General features: G+C 31.3%; 21 protein-coding genes and 2 tRNA genes. 12 read left to right on the forward strand and 11 right to left on the reverse strand.

The annotated features are described in order from the left end of the window. Window positions 1-95 precede the first annotated feature (95 nt). Window positions 96-584, reverse strand: a complete 489-nt coding sequence (locus CALAG_RS03055; protein ID WP_015232279.1) for a MogA/MoaB family molybdenum cofactor biosynthesis protein — start codon at window positions 582-584, stop codon at window positions 96-98. Window positions 585-647: 63 nt separating this feature from the next. Between CALAG_RS03055 and CALAG_RS03060 the strand changes: the two genes are divergently transcribed. The 4 genes from CALAG_RS03060 (at window position 648) to CALAG_RS03075 (ending at window position 3,448) form a co-directional block, all read left to right on the forward strand. Further along, window positions 648-1,475, forward strand: coding sequence for an S-methyl-5'-thioadenosine phosphorylase (locus CALAG_RS03060; RefSeq protein ID WP_245529257.1), 828 nt, complete (start codon window positions 648-650; stop codon window positions 1,473-1,475). Then, window positions 1,462-2,307, forward strand: a complete 846-nt coding sequence (locus CALAG_RS03065) for a hypothetical protein (RefSeq protein WP_015232281.1) — start codon at window positions 1,462-1,464, stop codon at window positions 2,305-2,307. Before CALAG_RS03060 ends, CALAG_RS03065 begins: the two co-directional genes overlap by 14 nt. A 9-nt stretch (window positions 2,308-2,316) precedes the next feature. Next, window positions 2,317-2,682: a peptidyl-tRNA hydrolase Pth2 gene (gene pth2, locus CALAG_RS03070; RefSeq protein ID WP_015232282.1), complete on the forward strand. Its 366-nt coding sequence runs from the start codon at window positions 2,317-2,319 to the stop codon at window positions 2,680-2,682. 79 nt (window positions 2,683-2,761) lie between these two features. Further along, a complete protein-coding gene (locus tag CALAG_RS03075) occupies window positions 2,762-3,448 on the forward strand; it encodes a phosphoribosyltransferase (RefSeq protein WP_015232283.1) in 687 nt (228 codons plus the stop codon). Between the two features lie 32 nt (window positions 3,449-3,480). Here CALAG_RS03075 and pyk read toward each other — a convergent pair whose 3' ends face one another. Genes pyk through CALAG_RS03090 form a run of 3 tightly spaced genes read right to left on the reverse strand, consistent with a single transcriptional unit; the run spans window position 3,481 to window position 6,774 of the window. After that, window positions 3,481-4,857 (reverse strand): pyruvate kinase, encoded by a 1,377-nt coding sequence (gene pyk, locus CALAG_RS03080; protein WP_015232284.1) that lies wholly within the window; start codon window positions 4,855-4,857, stop codon window positions 3,481-3,483. A 6-nt stretch (window positions 4,858-4,863) separates the two neighbouring features. After that, the gene (locus CALAG_RS03085; RefSeq protein ID WP_015232285.1) at window positions 4,864-5,424 is read right to left on the reverse strand and encodes a nucleotidyltransferase; all 561 of its coding nucleotides are present in this window, start codon (window positions 5,422-5,424) and stop codon (window positions 4,864-4,866) included. Window positions 5,425-5,481: 57 nt separating this feature from the next. Beyond that, on the reverse strand, window positions 5,482-6,774 hold the full coding sequence (locus tag CALAG_RS03090; RefSeq protein ID WP_015232286.1) for an ABC transporter substrate-binding protein: 1,293 nt from the start codon (window positions 6,772-6,774) through the stop codon (window positions 5,482-5,484). 133 nt (window positions 6,775-6,907) lie between these two features. On the opposite strand from CALAG_RS03090, the gene CALAG_RS03095 reads away from it, so the two are divergent. Both CALAG_RS03095 and CALAG_RS03100 read left to right on the forward strand, forming a co-directional pair. Beyond that, window positions 6,908-7,630 (forward strand): ABC transporter ATP-binding protein, encoded by a 723-nt coding sequence (locus tag CALAG_RS03095; RefSeq protein ID WP_015232287.1) that lies wholly within the window; start codon window positions 6,908-6,910, stop codon window positions 7,628-7,630. Continuing rightward, complete coding sequence (locus tag CALAG_RS03100; protein ID WP_015232288.1) at window positions 7,617-8,315, forward strand: ABC transporter ATP-binding protein; 699 nt, start codon at window positions 7,617-7,619, stop codon at window positions 8,313-8,315. The genes CALAG_RS03095 and CALAG_RS03100 overlap by 14 nt, the downstream gene beginning before the upstream one ends. 5 nt (window positions 8,316-8,320) lie before the next feature. On the opposite strand, the gene CALAG_RS03105 is transcribed toward CALAG_RS03100, so the two are convergent. Together CALAG_RS03105 and CALAG_RS03110 are read right to left on the reverse strand one after the other, a co-directional pair. Then, complete coding sequence (locus tag CALAG_RS03105; RefSeq protein ID WP_015232289.1) at window positions 8,321-9,247, reverse strand: branched-chain amino acid ABC transporter permease; 927 nt, start codon at window positions 9,245-9,247, stop codon at window positions 8,321-8,323. Beyond that, window positions 9,237-10,121, reverse strand: a complete 885-nt coding sequence (locus CALAG_RS03110; protein ID WP_245529272.1) for a branched-chain amino acid ABC transporter permease — start codon at window positions 10,119-10,121, stop codon at window positions 9,237-9,239. The genes CALAG_RS03105 and CALAG_RS03110 overlap by 11 nt, the downstream gene beginning before the upstream one ends. A gap of 161 nt (window positions 10,122-10,282) precedes the next feature. Here CALAG_RS03110 and CALAG_RS03115 point away from each other — a divergent pair, with 161 nt between their 5' ends. Both CALAG_RS03115 and CALAG_RS03120 read left to right on the forward strand, forming a co-directional pair. Then, window positions 10,283-10,540 carry a hypothetical protein gene (locus CALAG_RS03115; RefSeq protein WP_015232291.1) on the forward strand — a complete coding sequence of 86 codons (258 nt, stop codon included), beginning with the start codon at window positions 10,283-10,285 and terminating at the stop codon, window positions 10,538-10,540. Further along, entirely contained in the window at window positions 10,540-11,610 is a 1,071-nt protein-coding gene (locus tag CALAG_RS03120; RefSeq protein WP_015232292.1) for a DHH family phosphoesterase, read from the forward strand. Before CALAG_RS03115 ends, CALAG_RS03120 begins: the two co-directional genes overlap by 1 nt. On the opposite strand, the gene CALAG_RS03125 is transcribed toward CALAG_RS03120, so the two are convergent. Next, window positions 11,602-12,735, reverse strand: a complete 1,134-nt coding sequence (locus tag CALAG_RS03125) for an NAD(P)/FAD-dependent oxidoreductase (protein WP_015232293.1) — start codon at window positions 12,733-12,735, stop codon at window positions 11,602-11,604. The two genes, CALAG_RS03120 and CALAG_RS03125, sit on opposite strands and share 9 nt — an antisense overlap. 396 nt (window positions 12,736-13,131) lie before the next feature. Here CALAG_RS03125 and CALAG_RS03130 point away from each other — a divergent pair. Together CALAG_RS03130 and CALAG_RS03135 are read left to right on the forward strand one after the other, a co-directional pair. Beyond that, window positions 13,132-13,216, forward strand: a tRNA-Ser gene (locus CALAG_RS03130). A 140-nt stretch (window positions 13,217-13,356) separates the two neighbouring features. After that, window positions 13,357-13,430, forward strand: a tRNA-Pro gene (locus CALAG_RS03135). A gap of 731 nt (window positions 13,431-14,161) precedes the next feature. Here CALAG_RS03135 and CALAG_RS07925 read toward each other — a convergent pair. The 4 genes from CALAG_RS07925 to acnA all read right to left on the reverse strand — a co-directional run bounded on the left by CALAG_RS07925 (window position 14,162) and on the right by acnA (window position 20,823). After that, on the reverse strand, window positions 14,162-14,299 hold the full coding sequence (locus tag CALAG_RS07925; RefSeq protein WP_157463174.1) for a hypothetical protein: 138 nt from the start codon (window positions 14,297-14,299) through the stop codon (window positions 14,162-14,164). Between the two features lie 389 nt (window positions 14,300-14,688). Continuing rightward, window positions 14,689-14,925, reverse strand: a complete 237-nt coding sequence (locus CALAG_RS03140) for a hypothetical protein (protein WP_015232294.1) — start codon at window positions 14,923-14,925, stop codon at window positions 14,689-14,691. A 1,364-nt stretch (window positions 14,926-16,289) separates the two neighbouring features. After that, complete coding sequence (locus tag CALAG_RS03145; protein ID WP_157463175.1) at window positions 16,290-17,591, reverse strand: ABC transporter substrate-binding protein; 1,302 nt, start codon at window positions 17,589-17,591, stop codon at window positions 16,290-16,292. 544 nt (window positions 17,592-18,135) lie between these two features. After that, complete coding sequence (gene acnA, locus CALAG_RS03150) at window positions 18,136-20,823, reverse strand: aconitate hydratase AcnA (RefSeq protein ID WP_425393263.1); 2,688 nt, start codon at window positions 20,821-20,823, stop codon at window positions 18,136-18,138. A gap of 243 nt (window positions 20,824-21,066) precedes the next feature. Between acnA and CALAG_RS03155 the strand changes: the two genes are divergently transcribed. Then, window positions 21,067-22,044 carry a replication factor C small subunit gene (locus CALAG_RS03155; protein ID WP_048816703.1) on the forward strand — a complete coding sequence of 326 codons (978 nt, stop codon included), beginning with the start codon at window positions 21,067-21,069 and terminating at the stop codon, window positions 22,042-22,044. After that, window positions 22,041-23,462 (forward strand): replication factor C large subunit, encoded by a 1,422-nt coding sequence (locus CALAG_RS03160; RefSeq protein WP_015232298.1) that lies wholly within the window; start codon window positions 22,041-22,043, stop codon window positions 23,460-23,462. The genes CALAG_RS03155 and CALAG_RS03160 overlap by 4 nt, the downstream gene beginning before the upstream one ends. Window positions 23,463-23,658: the final 196 nt, after the last annotated feature.

The raw sequence follows: 23,658 nt of genomic DNA on the forward strand, positions 1-23,658 counted from the left end.
TGAGTTGAAATAAGTATTATATTAGAATTATTGGTAACATTGAAATTATAATTAAAGTCTTTTTTAGATTTTAAATATATCTTTTAAATAGATTTTCATTTATCATGGGGTTTTCCACTTAGTTGCTCTACTGCATGATTTGCTATAGAGATTAAGATTTCTAGCGATATCTTTACTGCTGAAGGGTTTCCAGGGCTTACTGCAACTAAGTTTTTGTTTATTATAAATGCTGAAGCTCTGCTTAATACAACTCTATAACCAACATCATTAAAACTCTTCATTCTATGAATTTCTCCAAATCCAGGTAACTCCTTTTGTGCTATTGATTTTACAACATCTATGCTAATATCTTTTGGGGAAATACCAGTTCCACCTGTTACTAAAATAATATCAGAAATGTTTAATGAATTATTTAAAGCATTTATTAAGTCTTCTTTATTGTTTTTTATAATTGTCTTAAAGACAAGTTCTTGGTTATATTCTTTTAACATTTTTTCAACAATGGGTGTTATCTCATCTTTCTTAATTCCATTATAAACGCTATCGCTTGTAACAATTAAAGCAAATCTAGCCAATACTAACACCAAAGATTAATGAATTGAAGAAAAATTAAAACTTATCCCCTTATATTTTAAGTGGTGAATAGATTGGGTATAACTTTAACAGTTCCAAAAGATGTAAAGGCTCATGTAGGTATTATAGGTGGTTCTGGATTATATAAAGCTGATATAATCGAAAATCCAAAAGAAGTTAAGGTTTTTACCCCATATGGAGAGCCTAGTGATTATATAACAGTTGGGGAAATTAAAGGAGTTAAAGTTGCATTTTTACCAAGGCATGGAAAAGGTCATAGATACCCTCCACATAAGGTTAATTATAGGGCAAACATTTGGGCATTAAAATCATTAGGAATTAAACATGTTATTAGTGTATCTGCAGTTGGGAGCTTAAATGAAAACATGAAACCTGGAGATTTTGTTATACCAGATCAATTTATAGATATGACTAAGTTAAGAAACTATACCTTCTTTGATGGTCCAACAACAGTCCATGTTAGTATGGCTGATCCATTTTGCAAATATTTAAGCAAAAAGCTTTATGAATCATCTAAGTCATTAGGATATACGTCTCATTTCGGAGGAACTTACATATGTATTGAAGGTCCTAGATTTTCAACAAGAGCAGAAAGTAGGGTTTGGAAAGAAGTTTTTAAGGCAGATATAATAGGGATGACTTTAGTTCCTGAAGTAAATTTAGCATGTGAAGCACAACTATGTTATTCTACTTTGGCTATGGTAACAGATTATGATGTCTGGGCAGAAAAGCCTGTAACTGCTGTGGAAGTTGAAAGAGTTATGAATCAAAATATAGAAAGGGCTAGGAAGATACTTTATGATGTCATTCCAAAATTATCAGAAAATCCTATAGAGGAAGAATGTAGCTGTTGTAAGGCGTTAGAGCATGCAATACAATGAGTTAAAAAACAATTTGATAAAAGCTATCGATGTAGCAAAATCGATGAAGAAACCAGAGATAGAAGATAATATATTGATAATATCTGATTATATATCAAGATCTGCAGGAAAGATTTTGTATATAGGATTGTTATCATCTGGCAAAAAAGCTACGCTATTAACGCCAACAGAGGCTGTTTTGTATTCCTTACCATATTATGAGAACTTTAATAAAACTATAATATTTTCTATGAATCCAAAAGATTCCAGATCAGTGCATGCAGCAGAAGTATCGAGAGTAATGAACTTAGAGGTTGAATTCATTTCTCCTAAGCTGGATGACACATTAGAAGAGAGGCTTAAATATTTGGGAGTTAAAAGAATTTTTATTAATAGTGAATGGCCAATAATTACGTCTAGTATTGCATCACTTTTATGGATTCCAAAAGATTTAGGAGAAAGATATGAAAGAATTAAAAAAGAAATGGATAATTTAGAAGGAGCCTTAGATTGGCTAAATGAAAAATACAAATCGAATATTGAAAGAATTAAAAAAATAAATGAAGAATTTGCTATATTTTATACACCATCAACAGAAGCGGGAGGTATTTATGCATATAATATTCTGCAGAACTGTGCTTTTGCTTTACCAATTGAGTTTTTAAAGAACAAAATTAAGTATAGAAAAATTTTATTAACTTCTAGTGTTGATTCATCAGATTTTAAGGATTTGATTATAATGTTTAAAATCGATTATACTGGTAATGAATTAATAGAGTTTAATACAGACCCAATAACAGTTGGATTATATTCAATGTTATTTATATCTTTGATTTCTGATAAACTTCTATAGGTGCCTGTAATGGTAATGAAACAATCGATAGTATTGAGAAAAGATTTAAAGATGGGTCATGGTAAGGCAGCCGCTCAAGCTTCCCATGCAAGTTGTGATGCTATTTTTGAGATTATAGATTCTAATAAGAAGGATTGGAAAGAATGGCTAGATTTATGGAAGAAACAAGGTCAAATGAAGGTAGTATTAAAAGTTAATTCAAGAGATGAAATAGAGGAAATATATAATCAGGCATTGCAACTAGGATTACCATGCTCTATTATAAGCGATGCGGGCAGGACCCAATTACCTCCTGGTACTATTACTGCTGTAGCAATTGGGCCAGGGCCTGAAGAAATTATAGATAAAATAACTGGTAAGCTTAAATTATATTAAAAAATATTGCTATAATTTATTAAATTTAGAAAACAACAAACTTTTAATGTTTAAAGTATAGATTTATTGGGGATAATAATTGCCTAAAGTGTCAGTTAAACTAGTAAGTTGGTCTGAAATAGTTGATTGGGCATATAATTTAAGTAAATTAATAGAAAGCTCAAATTTTAATCCAGATATTATAGTTGCAGTTGCAAGAGGCGGTTATGTTCCTGCTAGACTCCTATGCGATTTTTTAGGGGTAAGCGATTTATTAAGTGTACAAAGCCAACATTGGATAGAAGCTGCAAAGGTTACACAAAAAGCAATACTAAGGTATCCATATAAAATAGATGCTAAAAATAAAAATATACTTGTGGTTGATGATATAGTAGATACTGGAGAAACATTGAAATTAGCTAAGGAATATATTGCAGAAAGTTGGAACCCTAAGGATATTAGAACAGCATCTTTGCAATGGATAAGTTCTGTAGCTAAATATAAACCAGATTATTATTTAATTGAGGTAAAAGACTGGTCTTGGTATCAATATCCATGGACTAGGTTGGAGGATATCATGGAATTTATAGAAAGAATATTTAAAGAAGATGAGAGGGCTAAAAAAGGTTTAGATTATGAAGAGCTAAAGAGTATCTTTATAGAATGGTATGGAATTAGTGATAAAGATTTAGGAGAGTATTGGAATTTAGCCTTTGATAAATTGATTTCAAAAAAAATAATTTATAAAAATGGTGAAAAGTATTATTATGAATTAAAAAGAAAATGATCATTTTTAAATTATTGCTTAATATTTAAAATTTACATCAATTGTTTAACTTTTATAATAAATGAATTTTCCTCTAGACTTCTTGCTGTTTCTATTACTGTATCGCCTGCACCTAAAACGCCTTCCTTTCTTAAATAGCTTTCCGTCACCTTTAACCCTTCTTCTTCGTTATTAGATTGACCAACAATTAAAGGTTTAATTCCATAGAATATGTTAAGTTTCTTTGCTACGGATTCTTCTGATACACCTGTATAAATGGGTTTTGATGGTCTAAACCCAGCAATAAATCTAGACATATCTATTGTTGTAGCATAAGATACAATCTCAGCACCTATATCATTAGCTAAATCAACAACACCCTTCGCGATTCTTGCATCGGATATATCGCTTATTTCTATTCTATTTGGTGTTATATGCTTTTGTGCTTCTTGTATAACCCTACTTAGCCAAATGATAACTTGTACAGGATATTTTCCTATAGAGGTCTCTGATGTTACCAAAAATCCATCAACTCCTTCTTCAACAGCCTTGTATACATCTGATATCTCCCCTCTTGAAGGAACAGGTCTTTCTATCATGCTCATAAATATTTCAGTTGCCAAAATAACTGGTTTTAATTTTCTTCTAGCACTTTCTATTATCTTCTTTTGTATCATGGGTAATTGCTCAAGTGGAAAATGCATCCCTAAATCTCCTCTAGCTACTACTATTCCATCAGCAGCCTCGCTTATTTCATCAATATTTTTAACGCCGCTTGGAGTCTCAATCTTTGCTAATAGTCCAATATTATTTGCTCCTTGCTTTTTAAGAGCTTCTCTTACAATATCAATATGCTTGGAGTTTCTTACAAAACTTACCATAACATAATCAAAGTCTTTTGCTGCTATGAACTTCATATCATTTAAATCTTTATCTGTTATAGGCGGCATATCAAATTCTTTTCCAGCTAAAACAACACCTTTTCTTGGTTCAAGTAAATCACCTTCTATTATTCTTACTTCTGCAGAATCTTTTTCTACGATTTCTACTTCGGCAGAAACCTTTCCGTCATCTATTAATATTTTATCTCCTTGCTCAATAGATGAGAAAAACACTTTATTATCAACTGGGATTCCATCTATTTTAGAATTCTCATATCTTAATACTAGATTTTGGCCTTGTTGTATTTTAACTGGTTCAAAATTCCCCAATCTGACTCTAGGTCCTTCCAAATCTGCTATTTTTGTTACTTTGATTCCTAGTTCATTAGATGCTTTATTAATTAGATCAATAAAATCTTCCCATTGTTTTTGATCTCCATGGCTCATATTTATTCTGAACGCATCTGTTCCGCTTGCAACCATTTTTCTAATAACATTATAATCATAATTAGCCGGTCCTACTGTTGCAACTATTTTAAGTAATCTCATCATATTTCACCTCAAATAACCTAATTCTTTTAACTTTCTCAATATAGTATTTTCTTCTCCAACTTCTTTGGCAGCTTCAACTATTTTATCTTCATGTATTCTAATTTTATTTTTCTTTATTATGTTCAAAATATCTTTTAGTTTTTCTATATCTTCTTCTTTTCCCGAATACGATTTTAATACCAAATATTGTTCAATGCTTATTGTCTTAAGCCTTAAACCATTAATATCGATTCTTTGGGCATTATTAATAAAAGAATTTGGTATATAAAAATCATAAAGATTTTCATATAGATCTAAATTTATTTCTTCATTAAAAATTACGGCAGTAATTCTTGGAGTACCTAGCCATGTTTTTCCATAACTCCACTTATTTTTATTTGAAAGCTCTTCATAAAAGTTTTCATTTTCTAATATACTTGGCGATTCAACAAAAAGATCTATATCTTCTCCTAGATCTTCACTTTTTATATTTAATAGAATAACAGTGTCTCCTATAATTGTAAATTTAACTCCCTCATCTAATAATTTTCTTAATATTTCTACAAAAGCCTTTAACGAAACCAAATCCGACCCCGAAATAAAAAATATAAAGGATAATAAAAAAGGTATATTAATTTATGGTTAAGGAGCAGGATAAACTGCTTTGCCAGTTGCTAAATTGGGAGGCCATAATAGTACAACATTAGCTGTACCGTTTGGATATACCCAAACTTGAGCTGGTAATGGATTTTCTCCTACTTGCATTCCATATTGAGTTACATTAAATAACCCATCAATAGTTGTTATTTTACCGCTTATATCATTTAAAACAGCGGCTTTAATAGCAGTTTGATTTAATGTTCCTGCATCTTGTATTGCTAATCCTATTATCAATCCAGCATTAAATCCTGCTATTGATAAGAAGTTTGGAGGAATAGTTGGATATGTACTGTTCCATAGCTTATAGAATTCTGTCAAATTAGGACCATAATTTGGTGTGTAGCTAACCAATGGAGGATAGGCTAAAGTAAAGGTTCCATTCATATTAGCTCCAACTGCTGATAAGAAGTCCGGTAATAGTTGTCCAGGGAAATTGGTTAAGACCATGGGGAAATGATAACCTGATGATGCTACTTGATTTAAGAATGGTATATCATCTGTAGGATATCCTAATTCTAAAACAGCCTGTGGCTTCGCGCTTTCTATGGTTGCAATATAGCTAGAGAAATCTGTTGTTGATGTGGGGAAGCTTTCATTAACTACAGCTGTAATTCCATATTGTTTGAAATAAGTGCCTAAGAAGTAGTCTTGATATGCATTAAAGTCATTTGCTGCATAAATAACAGCAACCTTCGTTATATTTAATGAATGCAAAAATGGTGCAACATAAGTTATGAAATATGGTGAAACAGGTAAAGATGTTAAGATTATATATGGATTATTAATGAAGAATGCATACGAAGAACCGGTTACATCCCAAAGTAATATATGGCTTGCGTTAGCATATGTAACAGCTGGCGCTGTTAAGACTGAACCGAAATCTGCTACTAATACATTAACATGGTTAACTGTAACTAATTGCTGATAAAGTGATTGTGCTGTTGTTGGATTGCTTTGATCATCATATGCTACAATTTTAACAGGTATCTTTTTACCATATTCTTTTACATAAATACCTCCACTTTCATTAACCCACTTAGCCCATAACTGAAGCCCTTCATATTCTGGCATTGAAGATGAAGCGTAGCTACCGCTAGATGCATACAATGTACCAATTAAAATATATGGTGGTGCTGAAACAGTAGATGTTGTTGAAGTTGGTTTCTTTGTAGAATAATAGTACGCGACTCCTCCCACAATAATAACAACAATAATAACAACAATAATTCCTATCAATGCTCCTCTAGAAATAGCTCTATTCCCAACTTTATCCAAAATTATATACACCTTCTTCTTTTTACTGATTTTTAATAATTTATTTGGTAGTATAAAAGCTTTTTATATACCATTTTCTATAAATAATTAAATACCTTCTCAGATACAGATAAATAAGGATAAGGGAAGAGAAATGTTACAAATATCGTCTTTAACAAAAACCTTTGGAAAATTAAAGGCAGTTGATAATTTTAGTATGGAGATAGAAAAAGGAGAAGTCAAAGCTCTTATAGGTCCTAATGGTGCAGGAAAAACAACTGTAGTAAATTTAGTTACAGGAGTCTTAGAACCAGATAGTGGAAGAATAAGAGTTGATAATCATTGCTTACTAAAACTTCCTCCCCATAAAAGAACTAAGATGGGTATTTCCAGGACATACCAAATTCCAAAGCCTTATCCAAATCTAACTGTATTAGAAAACGTGTTAGTTAGTTCATACTTCGGCGCAGGTCTAAAAGGAGAAGAAGCAATGGCAAATGCTGTTGAAAGCCTTAAGTTTGTAGGTATATATTCTATGGCTGATAAATATGCCAAAGAATTAAACTCAGAGCAGCAAAAACTTCTTGATTTTGCTAGAGCTTTAGCAACAAGGCCTAAATATATAATGATAGACGAAATAGGAGCAGGCCTAGGTGTTGGGGAACAAGAAGAAATTGCATCAAAAATAAAAGAATTGGGTAAAAAAGGATATGGAGTTTTATACATTGGTCATTTAATGAAGATGGTTAAAGCAGTTTCTGATAAAGTAATTGTAATGAATGAAGGTAAAAAATTATTTGAAGGTACATATGAAGAGGCAGTAAATAATGAAGAAGTTATAAAAATTTATCTAGGTGAGAAGTATGCTAAAAGTTGATCATATTTATTCGGGTTATGGAGACCTCAAAATCATTAAAGATGTTACATTTGATGTAAATAAAGATGAAACAGTCCTTATATTGGGTTTAAATGGTGCAGGTAAAACAACATTATTAAAATCAATAGCAGGTTTTGTAAAACTTTTTTCGGGCAAAATAATTCTTGATAATAATGATATAACAAAGCTAGACTCATATAAGAGGGCTAAACTAGGTATAACTATGATTATGGAACAAGCAATCTTTCCAGATTTAACAGTAAAAGAAAATATGGAGATAGCTCACTCAAAAACAAGAAACTCTAAGTTTAATGATGAATTAAATAATATATTAAAAACGTTTCCTGAATTGAAAACCTTCCTAAAAATTAAGGCCCAAGCATTATCTGGAGGGCAAAGAAAGATGCTTTCAATGGCTATGGCTTTGTTATCTAAACCAAAATTATTGATATTAGATGAACCATCAGCAGGCCTATCACCATTAATGGTATCTAGGGTTGTAAAATATGTAAGTTTGTTAAAGGAGAATGGAATAACTATATTAATAGCAGAACAAAATCCATCTTTTATAGATGTTGCAGATAAGGTAATGGTATTAGAATCTGGTGTAATAAAATTAATGGGTAATGCATCAGAAATAGCTAATAATAATGAGGTAAGAAAAACATTTTTCCAGGTATCATAAAATTTTTATGGTATATTCTTTTTAATGTATTTTTTGACAACTTGGGCTAATCCACCTGGTAAGAACAGTATCAAAAATATTAATAATATTCCAAAGAATAATTGAACATAATATGTATAAGATATGCTGAAATATTGATATATGCTATATAAAATTACTGTCCCTATTATAGGGCCTAATATTGTTCCTAAACCACCAAAGAGTACAAATGCAATTATATATACCCCAAGGGTTAATGCAAAAACAGTTTCTGGATAGAAAAATGAAGAGTACCAGCCATATAATGCACCAGCAACACTAGCTATTAATGCACTTATTATCCATGCAATCCCCCTAGTAACAGGAACGTTAACGCCATCTAGGTACGCTGATATAACGCTATCTTTAATTGCCCTTAGAGAAAGACCAAACCTACTTGACTTAATAAATGTTGTTAATAAAATAACAAAAACCAGAAATATTACTGATATTATGTAAGTAAGATTAGGATTGTATATATTAACCAAGGAGGCGCCTAACGCTCCATTAGTATATTTAGATAGATCTGGAGATTGGATTAAATAATACATGCCTTCAAATCCAGCAAGTGTAGCTATAGCAAAGTAATGAGATTTTAATCTAAATAATGGCAACAAGATTAATGCAATTATTAAATTTAAGACAAAACCAAACGCAAAAGCTTCCCATGGAACTAAACCAATTCTCATACCAATATAAACTCCATATGCCCCTGTACCAAAAAATAACATATAACCAAAAGGTAAATACCCTGTAAGCCCATATATCAAATTTAAGCCTAATGCAACAGTAGTTATTATTATTAGATTAAAGAAGAACGCTTTGTTTGAATATATTTCAGGGCCTCCAAAGGCCAATACAACCATTATTATTGATATTAATATAGCTGAAATATAATTTTTTTCAAACTTCACGTTGTACACCTCCTAAAATCCCTCCAGGTCTGATAACAACGATTGCAAGTAATGCAAAAAATGTTATAGCAAGACTAAGTCCAGAGATATAGACTTGTAAAAGCTCGTAGAATACGCCAAAAACTAAGCCACCAATTATTGTGCTTAATGGGTTACCTAGCGCTCCTATTATAACTATTGTAAATGCTAATATAGTAATAAAATCACCCATGCTCGGATAAATGGTACCTAATATATAAGGTCCAATAGCCCCAGCCATTCCAGCTACTCCAAATCCATAGGCAAAAGTAATTAGAGTGACCCATCTTGGATTAATTCCAAAGCTTATTGCTTGCTCTTTATTTTGCATAAGGGCTTTTGTTGCCTTACCTAGCATTGTTTTATTTAAGTATAAATATGTTATAGCTAGTATTATAACAGATAATGCTGATATGGCAAGATAGATTTTAGGGGTTCTAAATCCAAATAATGTAAAGGATCCTCCTAATAAGGCACTATTTGGTAAAGCATGATAATAATTTCCAAATATTAAAAAGGATATAGCTTCAATTGCCAAAGAAAGTCCAAAGAATGCAGTAAAGGAATTCATTTCTGGATCATTGCTTGATTCTAATTTTGGTACAAAAGCAAAGTAAATTAATATTCCTAACAAGAAAAATATTGGAAAAGCTATTACAAAGCTTAACCCTACCTTTATGCTATAGTAAATTAAAAAATAATATGCCATGTATGAACCTAACATTACAATATCTCCATGAGACAAGTTTATCATTCTTACTACTCCAAAGACTAAATTTAGTCCCAATGCCATAAATGCATAATAAATTCCTAACAATAAGCCTATAGCTATTGTATATGGCAATAGACTTGGCACAGCCAAATGCACACACCTTTGTGTATCAAAGTTTACATATTGTGTTAGGATTAAAAACCTTTTTAATTGAATATTTATGCATAGAAATTTTAGTCGTCAAATAAAATTATATATTTAGACTTTTTTTGACTTTAGTTTAAATGATATGTGGGAACACTGAAGTGAAAAAAATGAGGGCTCATGACGCATTAAGGAAAACTTTTCTTAAGTTTAATGTTCAGGCAGATCCATATACATTAATGGAACTTGAAAGTTTTGTAATAATAAGCAGAAATAAAGATAAAAATAACAAAAATTATCAAAGTCTAGTATCTAATTTGGAATTAGTTTTAACTAGACAGGAAATAGATAATGCTAAAGATATTTCAAAAAAGATGGCTGATTTTATCTTAGATTTATGTAAAGATGGGTGCGAATAATGCAGCTTGAAAATAAACAATTAATGAGACTTATATCAAATAGTAATCCATTAATAATTCATCATTGGGACGCTGATGGGGTAATTTCAGCAACTACTTTAGCAAGCTACATAGGTCAAGGAATAGATTTTGAGTCTCCTCCTTTTAGGTATAGCCTAGATAAAAATTATCTCGAATTACTATCTTTAAGATCAGAAAATCATGATGTAGTCATTATAGTTGATCTTAATTTGCCATCAAAGGCATTAATGGAAATTAGTGTATCAACAAATAAACCAGTTATTTCTATAGATCATCATACTACTAATGATATTCCAAAATCTTTATCTATAGTTTACTATAATCCAGCTAAGAACGGTGATCCTGAAGGATTATGGCCAAGCGCTGCACATGTAATTGCTCTTTTAACTGGAACATATGATCCGCTACTTATTTCAACTAGTATAATAGGGGATCTTGATAATGAGGCAAAAAACAATAGGATTTTTAAAAAGTACATGGATGAAATAGGATTGGATCCTGAAAATGATTTTAATATACCTAAAGAATGTGCAATGCAAGTTTGGGGAGCAGAAGCATTAGGAAAAATAGATATCATAAAAAATTTGCCTACAGTATTAGCATATGGAGGCATAGATCCTTGCGCAGCATTAATGAGAGATCCCGTATTAACAATGCTAAAAAATGAGGCAGAAGAAGAACTAAGTAATTTAATTAGCAAAGCCGATGCACAATTAGAAAAGGTATTTGATTATTTTTATGCTGTTTTGATTAATGGTAATGGAAGATTAATTAGCAAAATCTCACGAACTCTTGCTTCTAAATATCCTGATAAATTGATTATGATTGGATATTTGGCAAAAAGTACAAACGATGCATCGATATATATAAGAACTAAAAGGAATGATATTAATTTTTCAGCAATTTCAGAAAAAATAAAAAAGTTAGGTTATCAAGTTGGAGGTAAAAATCAAGCAAATAATAACGTAATAGGAGTTGAAATTAAACCTGAATCTCTTAATGAAGCATATAATAATATTGTTGAAGTTATTAAGAAAGAACTAAGTTAAGAAGTCTTTTAATAAGTTGTTCCCTAATGTAAAAAATGCTTTTGGATTGTTTGCCATAAAATATAGAAGGAATTTATATGAATCCTTATTTTTAAAAGTTTTCGATATAATATCATTGTGTAAATCATAATCTATCTCTCCATTTAAATTTTTTAAGATATCAGTTCTTTTAGAGATTTCTATGAGCTCTCTAACAATTTCAGGATTTTTATGAAGATATATGGATAAATTGTTTGTTTTCTTAAGAATCCTTAAAACGTAGCTTATAGAAAATTCTAGAGAATCAAGTATATTAAATCCTTTATTTATTAATGAGTATGCAAGATATGCAGTTAATGAATTTGGAAATAGCCCTCCTCCAGTTAAAGGTTTTGTTAAGCCTATGTTATCCCCCATTGCAATCAATTTATTTTTTCTGAACTCTACCTTATTAATGCCTGATATAATTAATCCACCATAAGTATTACATGGTTTAGATTTGATATTAAAATACTTTATAGCATTTTGTTGAGCAATAACAAGTCTCTTGGGATCTTCAGCACCAGTACCAACAATTACCTTATTCCCTAAAGGTACATACCATGAAAAGAAATTATGGGATGTTATGTTATCAAATACAACATCAAAATTGCTTTTATAATCATCTAAACAAAATTCTTGGTTAATACCATATATTAACCTACCAGAAAACCCAAGACCATATTTTTTATGAAGGAAGCCATTAACTCCATCAGAAATAATTATGGCATCATAATTTTTTTCATTGATATCATCTAAATTATAAATTCTTGATTTCAAAAAGACCTTTCCTCCTTTATCAATAAAATTATTTAATAAATCATTTTCAAGCTTTACTCTATCTAGTTTAATTATAGGTTCCTTTGTGTATAATTTAGCAGAATTGCCATAACTTTTTATATTTACACCTTTAAATTCTTTTAAGATGTTTTTCTTTGATACATTACCAATTAATTTTGATGTTAGACTTGAAACAATTCCAGTGCAATGCTCAGGTATTCCTGTTTTGCTATGTTCTTCATATAGATCTACATCTATATTTGCCTTAAGCATGTAATTAGAAATTATTAATCCTGCAAATCCTGCTCCAATTACTGCAATCTTCAAATTGTTCATCCTTTGATTTTAGTGTTTTCTCCACTTTCTTAACTGGATGTTCAAAGTAGTTAATCATTTCTTCTTTATATTTATTTATGTTAGATAGTAATAAAATCATTTTAGTAATAAATCTAATTAGAAGTTTTTATAGTATGTGGAAATAACATTAATATGTTCATTATATTTGTTTATTTTAAATTAAAATGATTTGTGTAAATTGCCTCGACTTTTCAAACTGATATCTTTACATTGCTATAATCTCTTGCTTCTTAGGATCTCGTTTTTTATTAACATAGATATTTTAAGGTTGAAATGATCAAAGTAATTCATCCTTCTCGCAAAAGACCCCGTCTGTGAAGGCGGGTAGTTTATATTAAGAGCCCCAGAAATATAGATTAAACAGGTGCCGGGGTGGCCGAGCGGTCTAAGGCGGCGGGCTCGAGACCCGTTGTCCAATAAGGACGCGTGGGTTCAAATCCCACCCCCGGCGTCTTTTTATTATTTTAAAAATAATTTAAAATTAAATATATTTTTATATTTAAATATTTTAAAAATGAGCAATAATTTAACTATATATAAAAATAAATGTGGCATAAAACTTATTTACGCTTTGGAACAGGATTAATGCGAGGGGCCGTCGTCTAGCCTGGTAGGATGCGAGGCTTGGGCCCTCGTGGTCCGGGGTTCAAATCCCCGCGGCCCCACCGTTTTTCTAAATGGCTTTTGAAAATTCTGTTTATCCTTCTCGCAAAAGACCCCGTCTGTGAAGGCGGGTAGTTTACTTCTTGCAGAGTATGTTATTTATATTAGTTGGAAATTTATATACCAAAACATAGCTCATATATAAATGAAGGTATGGATCTAGTAACAATAAGCTAGGGATGAAGGATACCATATTATAGGAAACATAAATACATCTGTAATAGAGAAAGTTTAATAAAAATGAAGAAGGATAATTTTAAGAATTTTTATTTTTTCCCTTATTAATGTAATTATAATAAAAAAGTAGTTTACTTTTATTTTTAATTAAAAGGTAAATTTATCATAGATATATTTACTAAAAAGTTTAGTATTTAGCTATATTATTTAGTTATATTAATAGCATTTAAATTTGCATGGCTATTTAAAGAAATTAAAAAAATATTGAAACAAGGTAAAAGTTACAAATGAGAAAAATATGAGAAAAAAAGATAATGAAAATTTGCATCAATAAGGTTAAGATTTTTAATTGCAATTGTTAACCGGGGAGTTAACAATTAATTTAATTTTATCTAATTTAATGGGATAACCAAGCAGGCCAGCCAATACCAATATCTCTTTTTAATCAGACATGTCCAATACCAAATACACATGCACCTATTGATTGGCAGGATTATGAATATAACATTACTTTAAACAAAACAGTAGGTCCAGGAATTGAGGAGGTAGTAGGCTCTTATGTTAATTTTGAGGAAGGCAATATACAGCCAGAAATTGGCTCAGTATTAGATGTTGGCTCAGCATTAGCGTATACAACAGGAGTAGCATCTCTAGCATCAAGTATTGGAGCTCCATTAAGTGTTGTTGCCTTCACAGTTTCATCAATTTTAAACTCAGTTCAATTTAGCAGTTATTCAGTAGCTATTACAATTGCTCATATAGATGTAAACAATAACTTACCTGTTAGTACATCAGTATATATTTCTAACATGACACCACTATACATATCTTATGGAGTTGATAACTATACATTACCTAGGGAATTAGTATTGATAAATGCAACATAATTATATAACAAATAACAGAAGTAATTTATATGCTATCTTTTCCCGAATTTTATTTTTATGAATAAAAATATTTATTATCATTGTTTTATCACATTGTTAATACCTTTTTCATATCTTAAATGTTTTTTTAAGAATTATTTTGTATAAAAAATTTTGGATCTACCATAGAAAGGGCAAGACTTGCCTTCTTTTTTTGTCAGAATTGCTCATAATTAAGCTTCAAAGTCTCTAGCAATGCCTTTCTAACTCTTGGATTTTTTCTCCAAAACTCTAAGTCAGCCTCTAGGGACTCCCACAACCACTTGTCCCTTATCTCAAACCACTTCACACCGAGCCTCCTTACCATTTCAGCCTCCCATCTTGCATGGTGTATAATCTCCTCCAAATTCCTGCTCTTCTCATCCTCAAGCTCTTCTATGTAGTTCTCTACCATACCAAATCACCTATTAAGCACATCTCAATCAACTCTTAGCCTCTCGCACCAGAGCTCCAACTCCTTCTGGTCTAATTGTTCTTTGAAAAGCGTGTACAGAAATATTGCATCACCTATATCCTTATCGGATCCTAAACGCAGCTTATATGATATCTGTAATTCTAGGGGGATATCTTAAGTGTGTATTCTCTGTTCACAAAAACACTTATGCTGTTCTCAATAGCATACTTGTGTAGGTTGGTTGATGCCAGCTTAAATTCTATGTTAGGCAGAATTATGTCTTTGTAGATAAACCTGACCGCATGGCTTTTTGATAAATAATTCCTGTATAGGTGCTTCAAAGATTCTTCTGAATAAATATCACCTTGCATAACTGTGAATCCGTTGCGTGATGCTTTTCTACACAACTCTAGAAATAACTTTTCATCAACCCCCTCAGCTATGAAATCTATATCATCACTTCTCTAGCTCTCCCGAAGAGTATTGCCACGTAATCAGCAACTATCGAATACTTTATATTAAGATCTTCAAGCACATTATCAAATGCTAGTGCCACAAGATCTTCCGGTGCCAACTACTCTTATAGAGATGGATTGTCCTACGACTCTCATCAAATGTTATGCTCTGGTCATCCTTACTTTCTTCATGAGACGAATTTTCGTGGAAATCCTTAACCATATACGCCAAGCCTTCTACCACTATACTTGTTGTTAAGTTAGTTGCTTAATTCTTATTAGCTTCTCTTGAGCCTCGGCTACTTGGCTCAATCAACCTCCCTTTTGGCTTACAGCTTTCACTCTTCTTCGAGGATCCCTTCATTCGCAAGCTCATTTCGGGTAGTGTCATCTACTAGCCGCTCGTGATGTATATGTAGTGTTACACACTACCCAACGCTTCGTTTATACCACTCGATCTTGCTATGCAAGATTTCCAACTCACTTTGGGCACATTACACAATACAAGGAAAGGAGCTTAGGAGATGCTTGACCTTACGATGCCGCTTTGCTTAATACGTAAGTGTTTAAATAATGTTTATGGAATGACTATTGAAGGGATATTTAACAATGAAGAGTTTTTAACAATATGCTTATATATAATACTAAAATTCATTTATATGGTAAAATGCCATAAGCCAAAAATACATCAAAAAATTGCCGGTATTTTTGGGGCAATATAATATCATAGATGAAAAACTAAAGGAAATAGGTTTGCATCTAAGCGAAAGATTGCTATAGAAATGCTATTTCCATATATAAAATTAAAAATCTTAGTCATGATAGGCTTGCAAGGGCTGATAGAATAAGAAAAAAAATTATCAGTAATCATACAAACACTTAAAAAAAAAACAATGGTTTAAATATAGATTAAGGTAAAGGTGGTTCTGGATAAACAGCAGTTCCATTTGCTAAATTTGATGGCCAGACTATAGTTAGTTTTGTTGTCATATTTGGATATATCCAAATCTGGGCTATAGCAGGTGTTTCACCCAATTGTTCCCCATTTTGGGTTATTTCAAAGGGACCCGTTAACGTTACTATCTTACCACTTATATCATTTAGGACTGCCTGTTTTAATGCAGTCTGATTAGTAAAAGTGCCAGCATCTTGTATTGCAGCTTGTATAATTAATCCTGCATTGAATCCAGCTAATACGTTATAATTTATTGGAACCCCGGGGTAAGTTGATTCAAAGAGACTCGCAAATTGCGTTAGATTAGGTCCATAATTAACCTTATATTCAACTATTGGCGGAAAAGCACCTGTAAATGTTCCATTCATATTACCTCCAACCCCAGAAACCAAATTTGGTAGCTGAAGTCCTGGATAGTTTGTATATATTAATGGAAAGCTTGCTTTTGATGATGCTAGCTGGTTCAAAAATGGTATATCATCTGTTGGATAACCGAATTCTATAACTGCCTGTGGCTTAAGGGATTCTAGGGTAGCAATATAGGATGAGAAATCTGATGTAGACGTTGGATAGCTTTCATTTAATATAGGTGTTATTCCATATTGCTTAAAATATGTACCTAATAAATAATCTTGATATGCGTTAAAATCATTTGAAGCATATAATACAGCTACTTTTGATATATTCAGGCTGTGCAAAAATTCTGCTATTACAGAAACCCATGCACCAGAAACTGGTATTGAGGTATCTATAATGTAGGGATTATTAACAAAAAATGCATAAGAACTTCCTGTAACGTCCCATAATAAAATATGGCTTGCATTAGTTAATGATACTGCTGGAGCTGTTAATACTGAACCAAAATCAGCAACCAATATGTTAACATGGTTAACATTTAACAATTGTTGGTAATCACTTTGCGCGGTTGATGTTGAACTTAAATCATCATATGCTACAATTTTAACAGGAATCTTTTTACCATATTCTTTTACATAAATACCTCCGCTTTCATTAACCCACTTAGCCCATGTTTGTAAACCTTCATATTGTGACATAGATGAAGTAGCAAAGCTACCAGTTGATGCATACAATGTACCAATTAAAATATATGGTGGTGCTGAAACAGTAGATGTAGTAGTTGGTTTTCTAGTTGCATAATATCCTCCAACAACTGCCCCTACGATTATTATTACGATAACTACGATTATTATTGCAATAGTTGTGCCCGAGACCGATCTATTCAGGGTTTTATTCAATATTATATACACCTCTCTCTGGTTTTACTATAAGCACACAAGTTTATATAGTTTAACTAGTTTAATATTCAAATTTCCTTATATAAATGGTAGATTTTTATAGGAATGTTAGTATCAACAATATTAAAGTACATCTAATTCCTTTAATAGAACCAGAAGTAGTAGATTAAAAATAGTTATAAACTAATTCTTGATTATATACTATATTTTTTAAATCAAGTGATCCACCTTTGCTTTTTTCTTCTTATTTACAATTGTAATTTTTACTCTTATAGTATCTCCTATACTGAGGATATGAATCTTAGATAATAATTCTATAAGAAATATAGGTTATCGTTATTCGAAGAAGCTAAGATTCCATCTTCATAAGCTTAGAATATTGATGATGCACTTAACGAGTCTTATTCTAAATTAATAGTATTTGAATATATAACAATATTTTGTAATATTAAACAATTGAAGGAACCTGGGATAATAAGGTATTAGAACCTTTAGTGAAGATATTGGTACCACAACTAAGAGAACATACAAATGGAATAAAAAATTATTTGGTTTCTTTGTACAATTTTCTTAATACATAATGTAATATTCCTCCATGTTTATAGTATTCTACCTCAATTGGGGTATCTAGTCTAGCCTTGACTTTGAATTCTATTACTTTGCCATTTTCTTTTCTAGCTTTAACATTTAATATCTTATGAGGTGTTAGGTTTTCATCTATTCCAATTATATCATAAATTTCACTACCATCTAAACCTAATTCGTCAGGACCTTCATTTGGCATAAATTCTAATGGTAATATGCCCATGCCAACTAAATTGCTTCTATGAATTCTTTCATAGTTTTTAGCTATAACTGCTTTAATACCCAATAAATACGGTCCCTTTGCTGCCCAATCTCTACTGCTACCCATACCATATTGATTTCTTCCTAGAACTATTACAGGTATTTTTTCTTGTTTATATTTTGTTGATGCATCAAATATGTGCATTACTTCCTTTGTTGGCCAATAAATTGTGTATCCACCTTCTTTATCTTTTACCAAAAGGTTTCTGAATTTTGGATTATCAAAAGTACACCTCATCATAACTTCATGATTACCTCTTCTACTTCCACATGAGTTTAACTCGCTTTGTTTAACCCCTAATGATATTAAATATTGGCCAGCTTTTGAGTTTGGATTAATGTTTCCCGCTGGACTTATATGATCTGTTGTAGTCCTATCTGGTGCATATACCAAAACTCTTGCATTTTTAATATCATTTATTTTTTCTGGCAATTCTTTCAATCCTTCAAAGAATGGTGGTTTCTTTATGTAAGTGCTTTTTTCATCCCACTCAAATGTATCACTTTCTTTTACCTCGAGCTTATTCCATGCATCTGTTCCTTCAAATATGTCCTTATACTTTTCTTGATATACCTTTGGATCTAAGGCAACTTCTACAGCTTTTCTTAATTCTTCACTGCTAGGCCATATATCCTTTAGATATACAGGTTCTCCATTGGGATCATATCCAATAGGTTCGCTATTAAAATCTATATCAATTCTACCAGCTAATGCGTATGCAACAACTAATGGTGGGCTTGCTAAGAATGCTCCAGCTGCTAATGGATGAACTCTACCTGAGAAATTCCTATTACCACTTAGGACTGCCGCTGCATAAAGTCCCTCTTTCTTTAATACATCCTCAATTTCTTTTCTTAAGGGACCTGTATTACCTATACATACGGTACATCCATAACCTGTTATGTGGAAGCCTAATGCCTCTAAGTAAGGTAAAAGGTTTAATTTAGTTAAATATTCTGTAACAACCCTGCTTCCTGGAGCATTGCTTGTCTTTACCCATGGTTTTACCTTAAGTCCCCTTTCAACAGCTTTTTTGGCTAATAATCCGGCAGCTATCATTACATTTGGATTGCTTGTATTTGTACAGCTTGTTATTGCTGCAATAATTAAACTTCCATCTTTTAGTTCAACTAGATCATTTCCTAGTTTTATTGTAACAGATTTTCTCTCTCTTTTCTTTTCACTCAAATATTTATCTATTAAATTGTTTAAGGTATTTTTAGCATCCTTTAAAGGAATCCTATCTTCTGGATTAGCTGGGCCTGCTATTGCGGGTTCTACTTCTCCCAAATCTATTACCATCGTATCACTATATTTAGGCTCAGAAGTTTCATCATACCATAATCCTAAGATCTTTGCAGCTTCTGCAACTAATTGAACATGCTTTGGATCTCTTCCGGAACCTAATAGATATTGAATTGTTGCATCATCAATTGGGAAGAATCCCATAGTAGCTCCATATTCTGGTGCCATATTTGCTAGCGTTGCTCTATCTGGAACACTTAATTTTTTAATTCCTTCACCATAAAATTCTACGAATTTTCCGACAACACCCTTCTTTCTAAGCTTTTCTGTTATATACAAAACAAGGTCTGTAGTTGTAACGCCTTCCTTTAATTCTCCAACAAGTTTTACTCCAATAACTTCAGGTATGAGCATGTAATATGGTTGTCCTAATATTACTGCCTCAGCTTCAATTCCTCCAACCCCCCAACCAAGAACTCCTAAACCATTAATCATTGTTGTATGGCTATCAGTTCCTAAAACACTATCAGGATATGCCATTAGACCCTTTTTATTTTGTCCTATCCATATAACTTTTGCTAAATATTCCAAATTTACTTGATGTATTATACCCTTTCCAGGGGGAACAACTCTAAAGTTCTGAAACGATTTTTGAGCCCATTTTAATAACATATATCTTTCAGAATTCCTTTCAAACTCCCTTTCCATATTTTTCTGTAATGCCAAAGATGTTCCATAATAATCTACTTGAACACTATGATCTATTATTAAATCAACAGGTATTTGTGGATTTACTGATTTTGGATCCTTCCCCATTTCTTTGAATGCATCCCTCATTGTAGCTAAATCTACAACTGCTGGTACTCCTGTAAAATCCTGCATTACAACTCTAGCAGGATGCAATGGTATTTCTACCTTTCCAGCATTAATCCTCCAATTTAATATATTTTCTATGTCTTCATCCCTTACCACATATCCATCATAATTTCTTATTAGGTTTTCAATAAGTATTCTCATAGAATAAGGAATCTCTTTTAATTTACCTAAACCTAATTTATCTAGATTGTTTAAATTAACGATAGAAGCCTTACCTTGATATGTATCTATTTGATCAAATAATTTATCAATGTTTTCTTTCAATACCAATGCGTACACCCAAATTAATAGTTTAATATTAAGTTATTAAAGATTTAATATTAAATTATTAAAACAAAGTAATAATTAGATAATAATTTTCTATATCAATAATAATTAATTTAAGGGTATAACTTCTTTAATTGTTAAACTTCTTTGTAAAAAATCATATAAAATCATTTAGGTATAAAGATTAATACTGGTGTTTAATTTATATTTTTGAATGTGCACTTAATAAATGGTGAAAAAATGAGTTCAGTTACTGAACTTCTATGGACAGAAAAATATAGGCCTAGAACACTAAAAGATATAATAAACCAACAAGATATAACAACAAGATTAATGAAATTCGTTCAAGAAAAAAATATGCCTCATTTATTATTTGCTGGTCCACCAGGAACTGGAAAAACAACTGCTGCTCATGCATTAGCTCATGATTTATATGGAGAATCATATCAACAATTTATGTTAGAATTAAATGCAAGCGATGAGAGGGGTATAGATACTATAAGAGAAAAGGTTAAGGAATTTGCAAGAAGCAAAACACCTCCAGAAATTCCATTTAAAATAGTTCTATTAGATGAAGCTGATAATATGACGAGTGATGCTCAACAGGCATTAAGAAGGCTTATGGAATTATACAGTGCATCAACAAGATTTATCTTAGCAGCAAATTATCCATCAAAAATAATAGATCCCATACAAAGTAGGTGTGCATTCTTTAGATTCACATCATTAAAGAAGGAAGATGTTATAGATAGGTTAAAATATATTGCTGATAAAGAAGGGGTTGATTATGAAGAAGATGCCTTAGATATAATATTTGAAATATCTGAAGGTGATATGAGAAAAGCAATAAATATTTTACAAGCATCAGCATATTTAGGGAAAGTCACATCAGAATTAGTATTTAAAGTAGTTGGTATGGCAAGACCAAAAGATATAACTGATATGATAGAAACAGCATTAAAAGGAAACTTCATTGAGGCTAGAGAAATTTTAAGGAAGGTTATGATTGAATATGGATTAAGCGGGGAGGATGTAGTTAAACAAATACATAGAGAAATTATGGGACCAGATATAAAAATAAATGATGAATTAAGGGTATTAATAGCAGATTATTTAGGAGAAATACATTTTAGAATATCAGAAGGAAGTGATGAAGATATTCAATTAAGCGCATTTTTAGCTTGGCTTTCAATGATGGGCAAAAAATTGGGTGCGTGATTTTGTCAAATGAAGTAAAAATACCATGGATTATAAAATATAGACCGAAAAGAGTCGATGATATAATAAATCAGGAAGAAGCTAAGAGCCAAATGCTAACATGGATTCATTCTTGGCTCGAGGGTAAAAGACCTGAAAAGAAAGCCTTACTTTTATATGGTCCTCCTGGAGTGGGAAAAACAAGCCTTGTTGAAGCAATAGCAAATGAGTACGATTTGGAATTGTTAGAATTAAATGCAAGCGATTATAGGAGGACTCAAGATATAAAGAAAACTGTTGCTAATGCATCCCAGAAAAGGCCTTTATTTAAAAAGATGATATTGATTTTGATGGATGAAATTGATGGACTTAGTCCAAGAGGCGATATAGGAGGTGTAGACGAGTTAATAAAAATAATTCCTAATACTATGAATCCAATTATATTAACTGCAAACGATCCATGGAAGGATAATTTAAGACCAATAAGGGAATATGTTTCCATGGTTGAATTTAAACCATTAACATTAAATCAGGTCATATCTGTTTTGCAAGGGATTTGTAATAAAGAAAATCTAGAGTGCGAAAGAGAGGCTTTAAAATTCATAGCTGAAAAAAGCATGGGAGATTTGAGAGGAGCAATTAATGATTTGGAGGCGGTAGCAGAAGGTTATGGAAAGGTTACTTTTAATTTGGTATCAGTTATAGTAAAGGGAAGAGATAAAAGCGTTGATTTATGGAGAACACTAAATGGAGTTTTTTATGCGAAAGAAGCATGGCAATCAAGAAGATCAGTTATGAATTCTGAAGAGGATTATGAAACACTGATTGCATGGTTTAATGATAATGTGCCTTTAAAATATGGAGATTATGAGGATTTATTCAGGGCTATGGATTCTTTATCAAGAGCTTCATTGTTCTTAAAAAGAGCTAAATCAGGAGATTGGGACATGTTATCATATGTTTTTGATTTAATTGGTCCTGGAATTACATATGCAAGGAAAAATGGTGAAATTTTAAAGAATAGGTTTTCATATCCTCAAAAAATAAAGATTATGGGTCAAATGAAAAGTTTAAGAGAAACAAGAGATAGGATAGCTAAAATTTTATCTGAAAGAACACTTTCATCTCAAAGAGTAATAAAATCAGATGTTATACAATATTTAATTACGATATTTAGAAATGGAAATATAGAAAGGGTTGCCATGATAGCAAGAGCTTATGGATTTAGTGAAGATGATTTGAAATATTTAGCTGGTAATAGATATAAAGACATAGAAAAAGAAATGGATAGATTAAGAGAGGGTAAAAAAGAGGAAATTAATGCTAAGGAAAAAGAAGTAAAAAAACAGACTTCATTAGAATTTTTTGGGGTAAAATCTTCGCAAGTTAAAAAAACTGAAAAAGGAAAAAGAAAGTATTATAAAAAAGATAATAAATAATATTTATCAATCTTAAAAAATTATGGAAGAGGAATATTATTATCTATGATTTAGATTTTCAAAATGATATCTTGATGTGAAAAAATCTTATAAATTACTAAAAGCCTTTGAGGATACGTGACTTGAGTTTTATTAATTCCAATAATAATGTTATATGATGCTAATAATACATTCCATACTAGATTGATAAAATAAG

This window comes from Caldisphaera lagunensis DSM 15908 (assembly GCF_000317795.1).
Classification (GTDB): domain Archaea; phylum Thermoproteota; class Thermoprotei_A; order Sulfolobales; family Acidilobaceae; genus Caldisphaera; species Caldisphaera lagunensis.

What these genes read in the sequence shown, in the direction of transcription:
- CALAG_RS03065 (WP_015232281.1), top strand. Translation starts at nt 1,462, where the DNA reads ATGCAATACAATGAGTTAAAAAACAATTTGATAAAAGCTATCGATGTA.
- pth2 (WP_015232282.1), top strand. Translation starts at nt 2,317, where the DNA reads ATGGTAATGAAACAATCGATAGTATTGAGAAAAGATTTAAAGATGGGT.
- pyk (WP_015232284.1), bottom strand. Translation starts at nt 4,857, where the DNA reads ATGAGATTACTTAAAATAGTTGCAACAGTAGGACCGGCTAATTATGAT.
- CALAG_RS03095 (WP_015232287.1), top strand. Translation starts at nt 6,908, where the DNA reads ATGTTACAAATATCGTCTTTAACAAAAACCTTTGGAAAATTAAAGGCA.
- CALAG_RS03100 (WP_015232288.1), top strand. Translation starts at nt 7,617, where the DNA reads ATGCTAAAAGTTGATCATATTTATTCGGGTTATGGAGACCTCAAAATC.
- CALAG_RS03120 (WP_015232292.1), top strand. Translation starts at nt 10,540, where the DNA reads ATGCAGCTTGAAAATAAACAATTAATGAGACTTATATCAAATAGTAAT.
- CALAG_RS03140 (WP_015232294.1), bottom strand. Translation starts at nt 14,925, where the DNA reads ATGGTAGAGAACTACATAGAAGAGCTTGAGGATGAGAAGAGCAGGAAT.
- CALAG_RS03155 (WP_048816703.1), top strand. Translation starts at nt 21,067, where the DNA reads ATGAGTTCAGTTACTGAACTTCTATGGACAGAAAAATATAGGCCTAGA.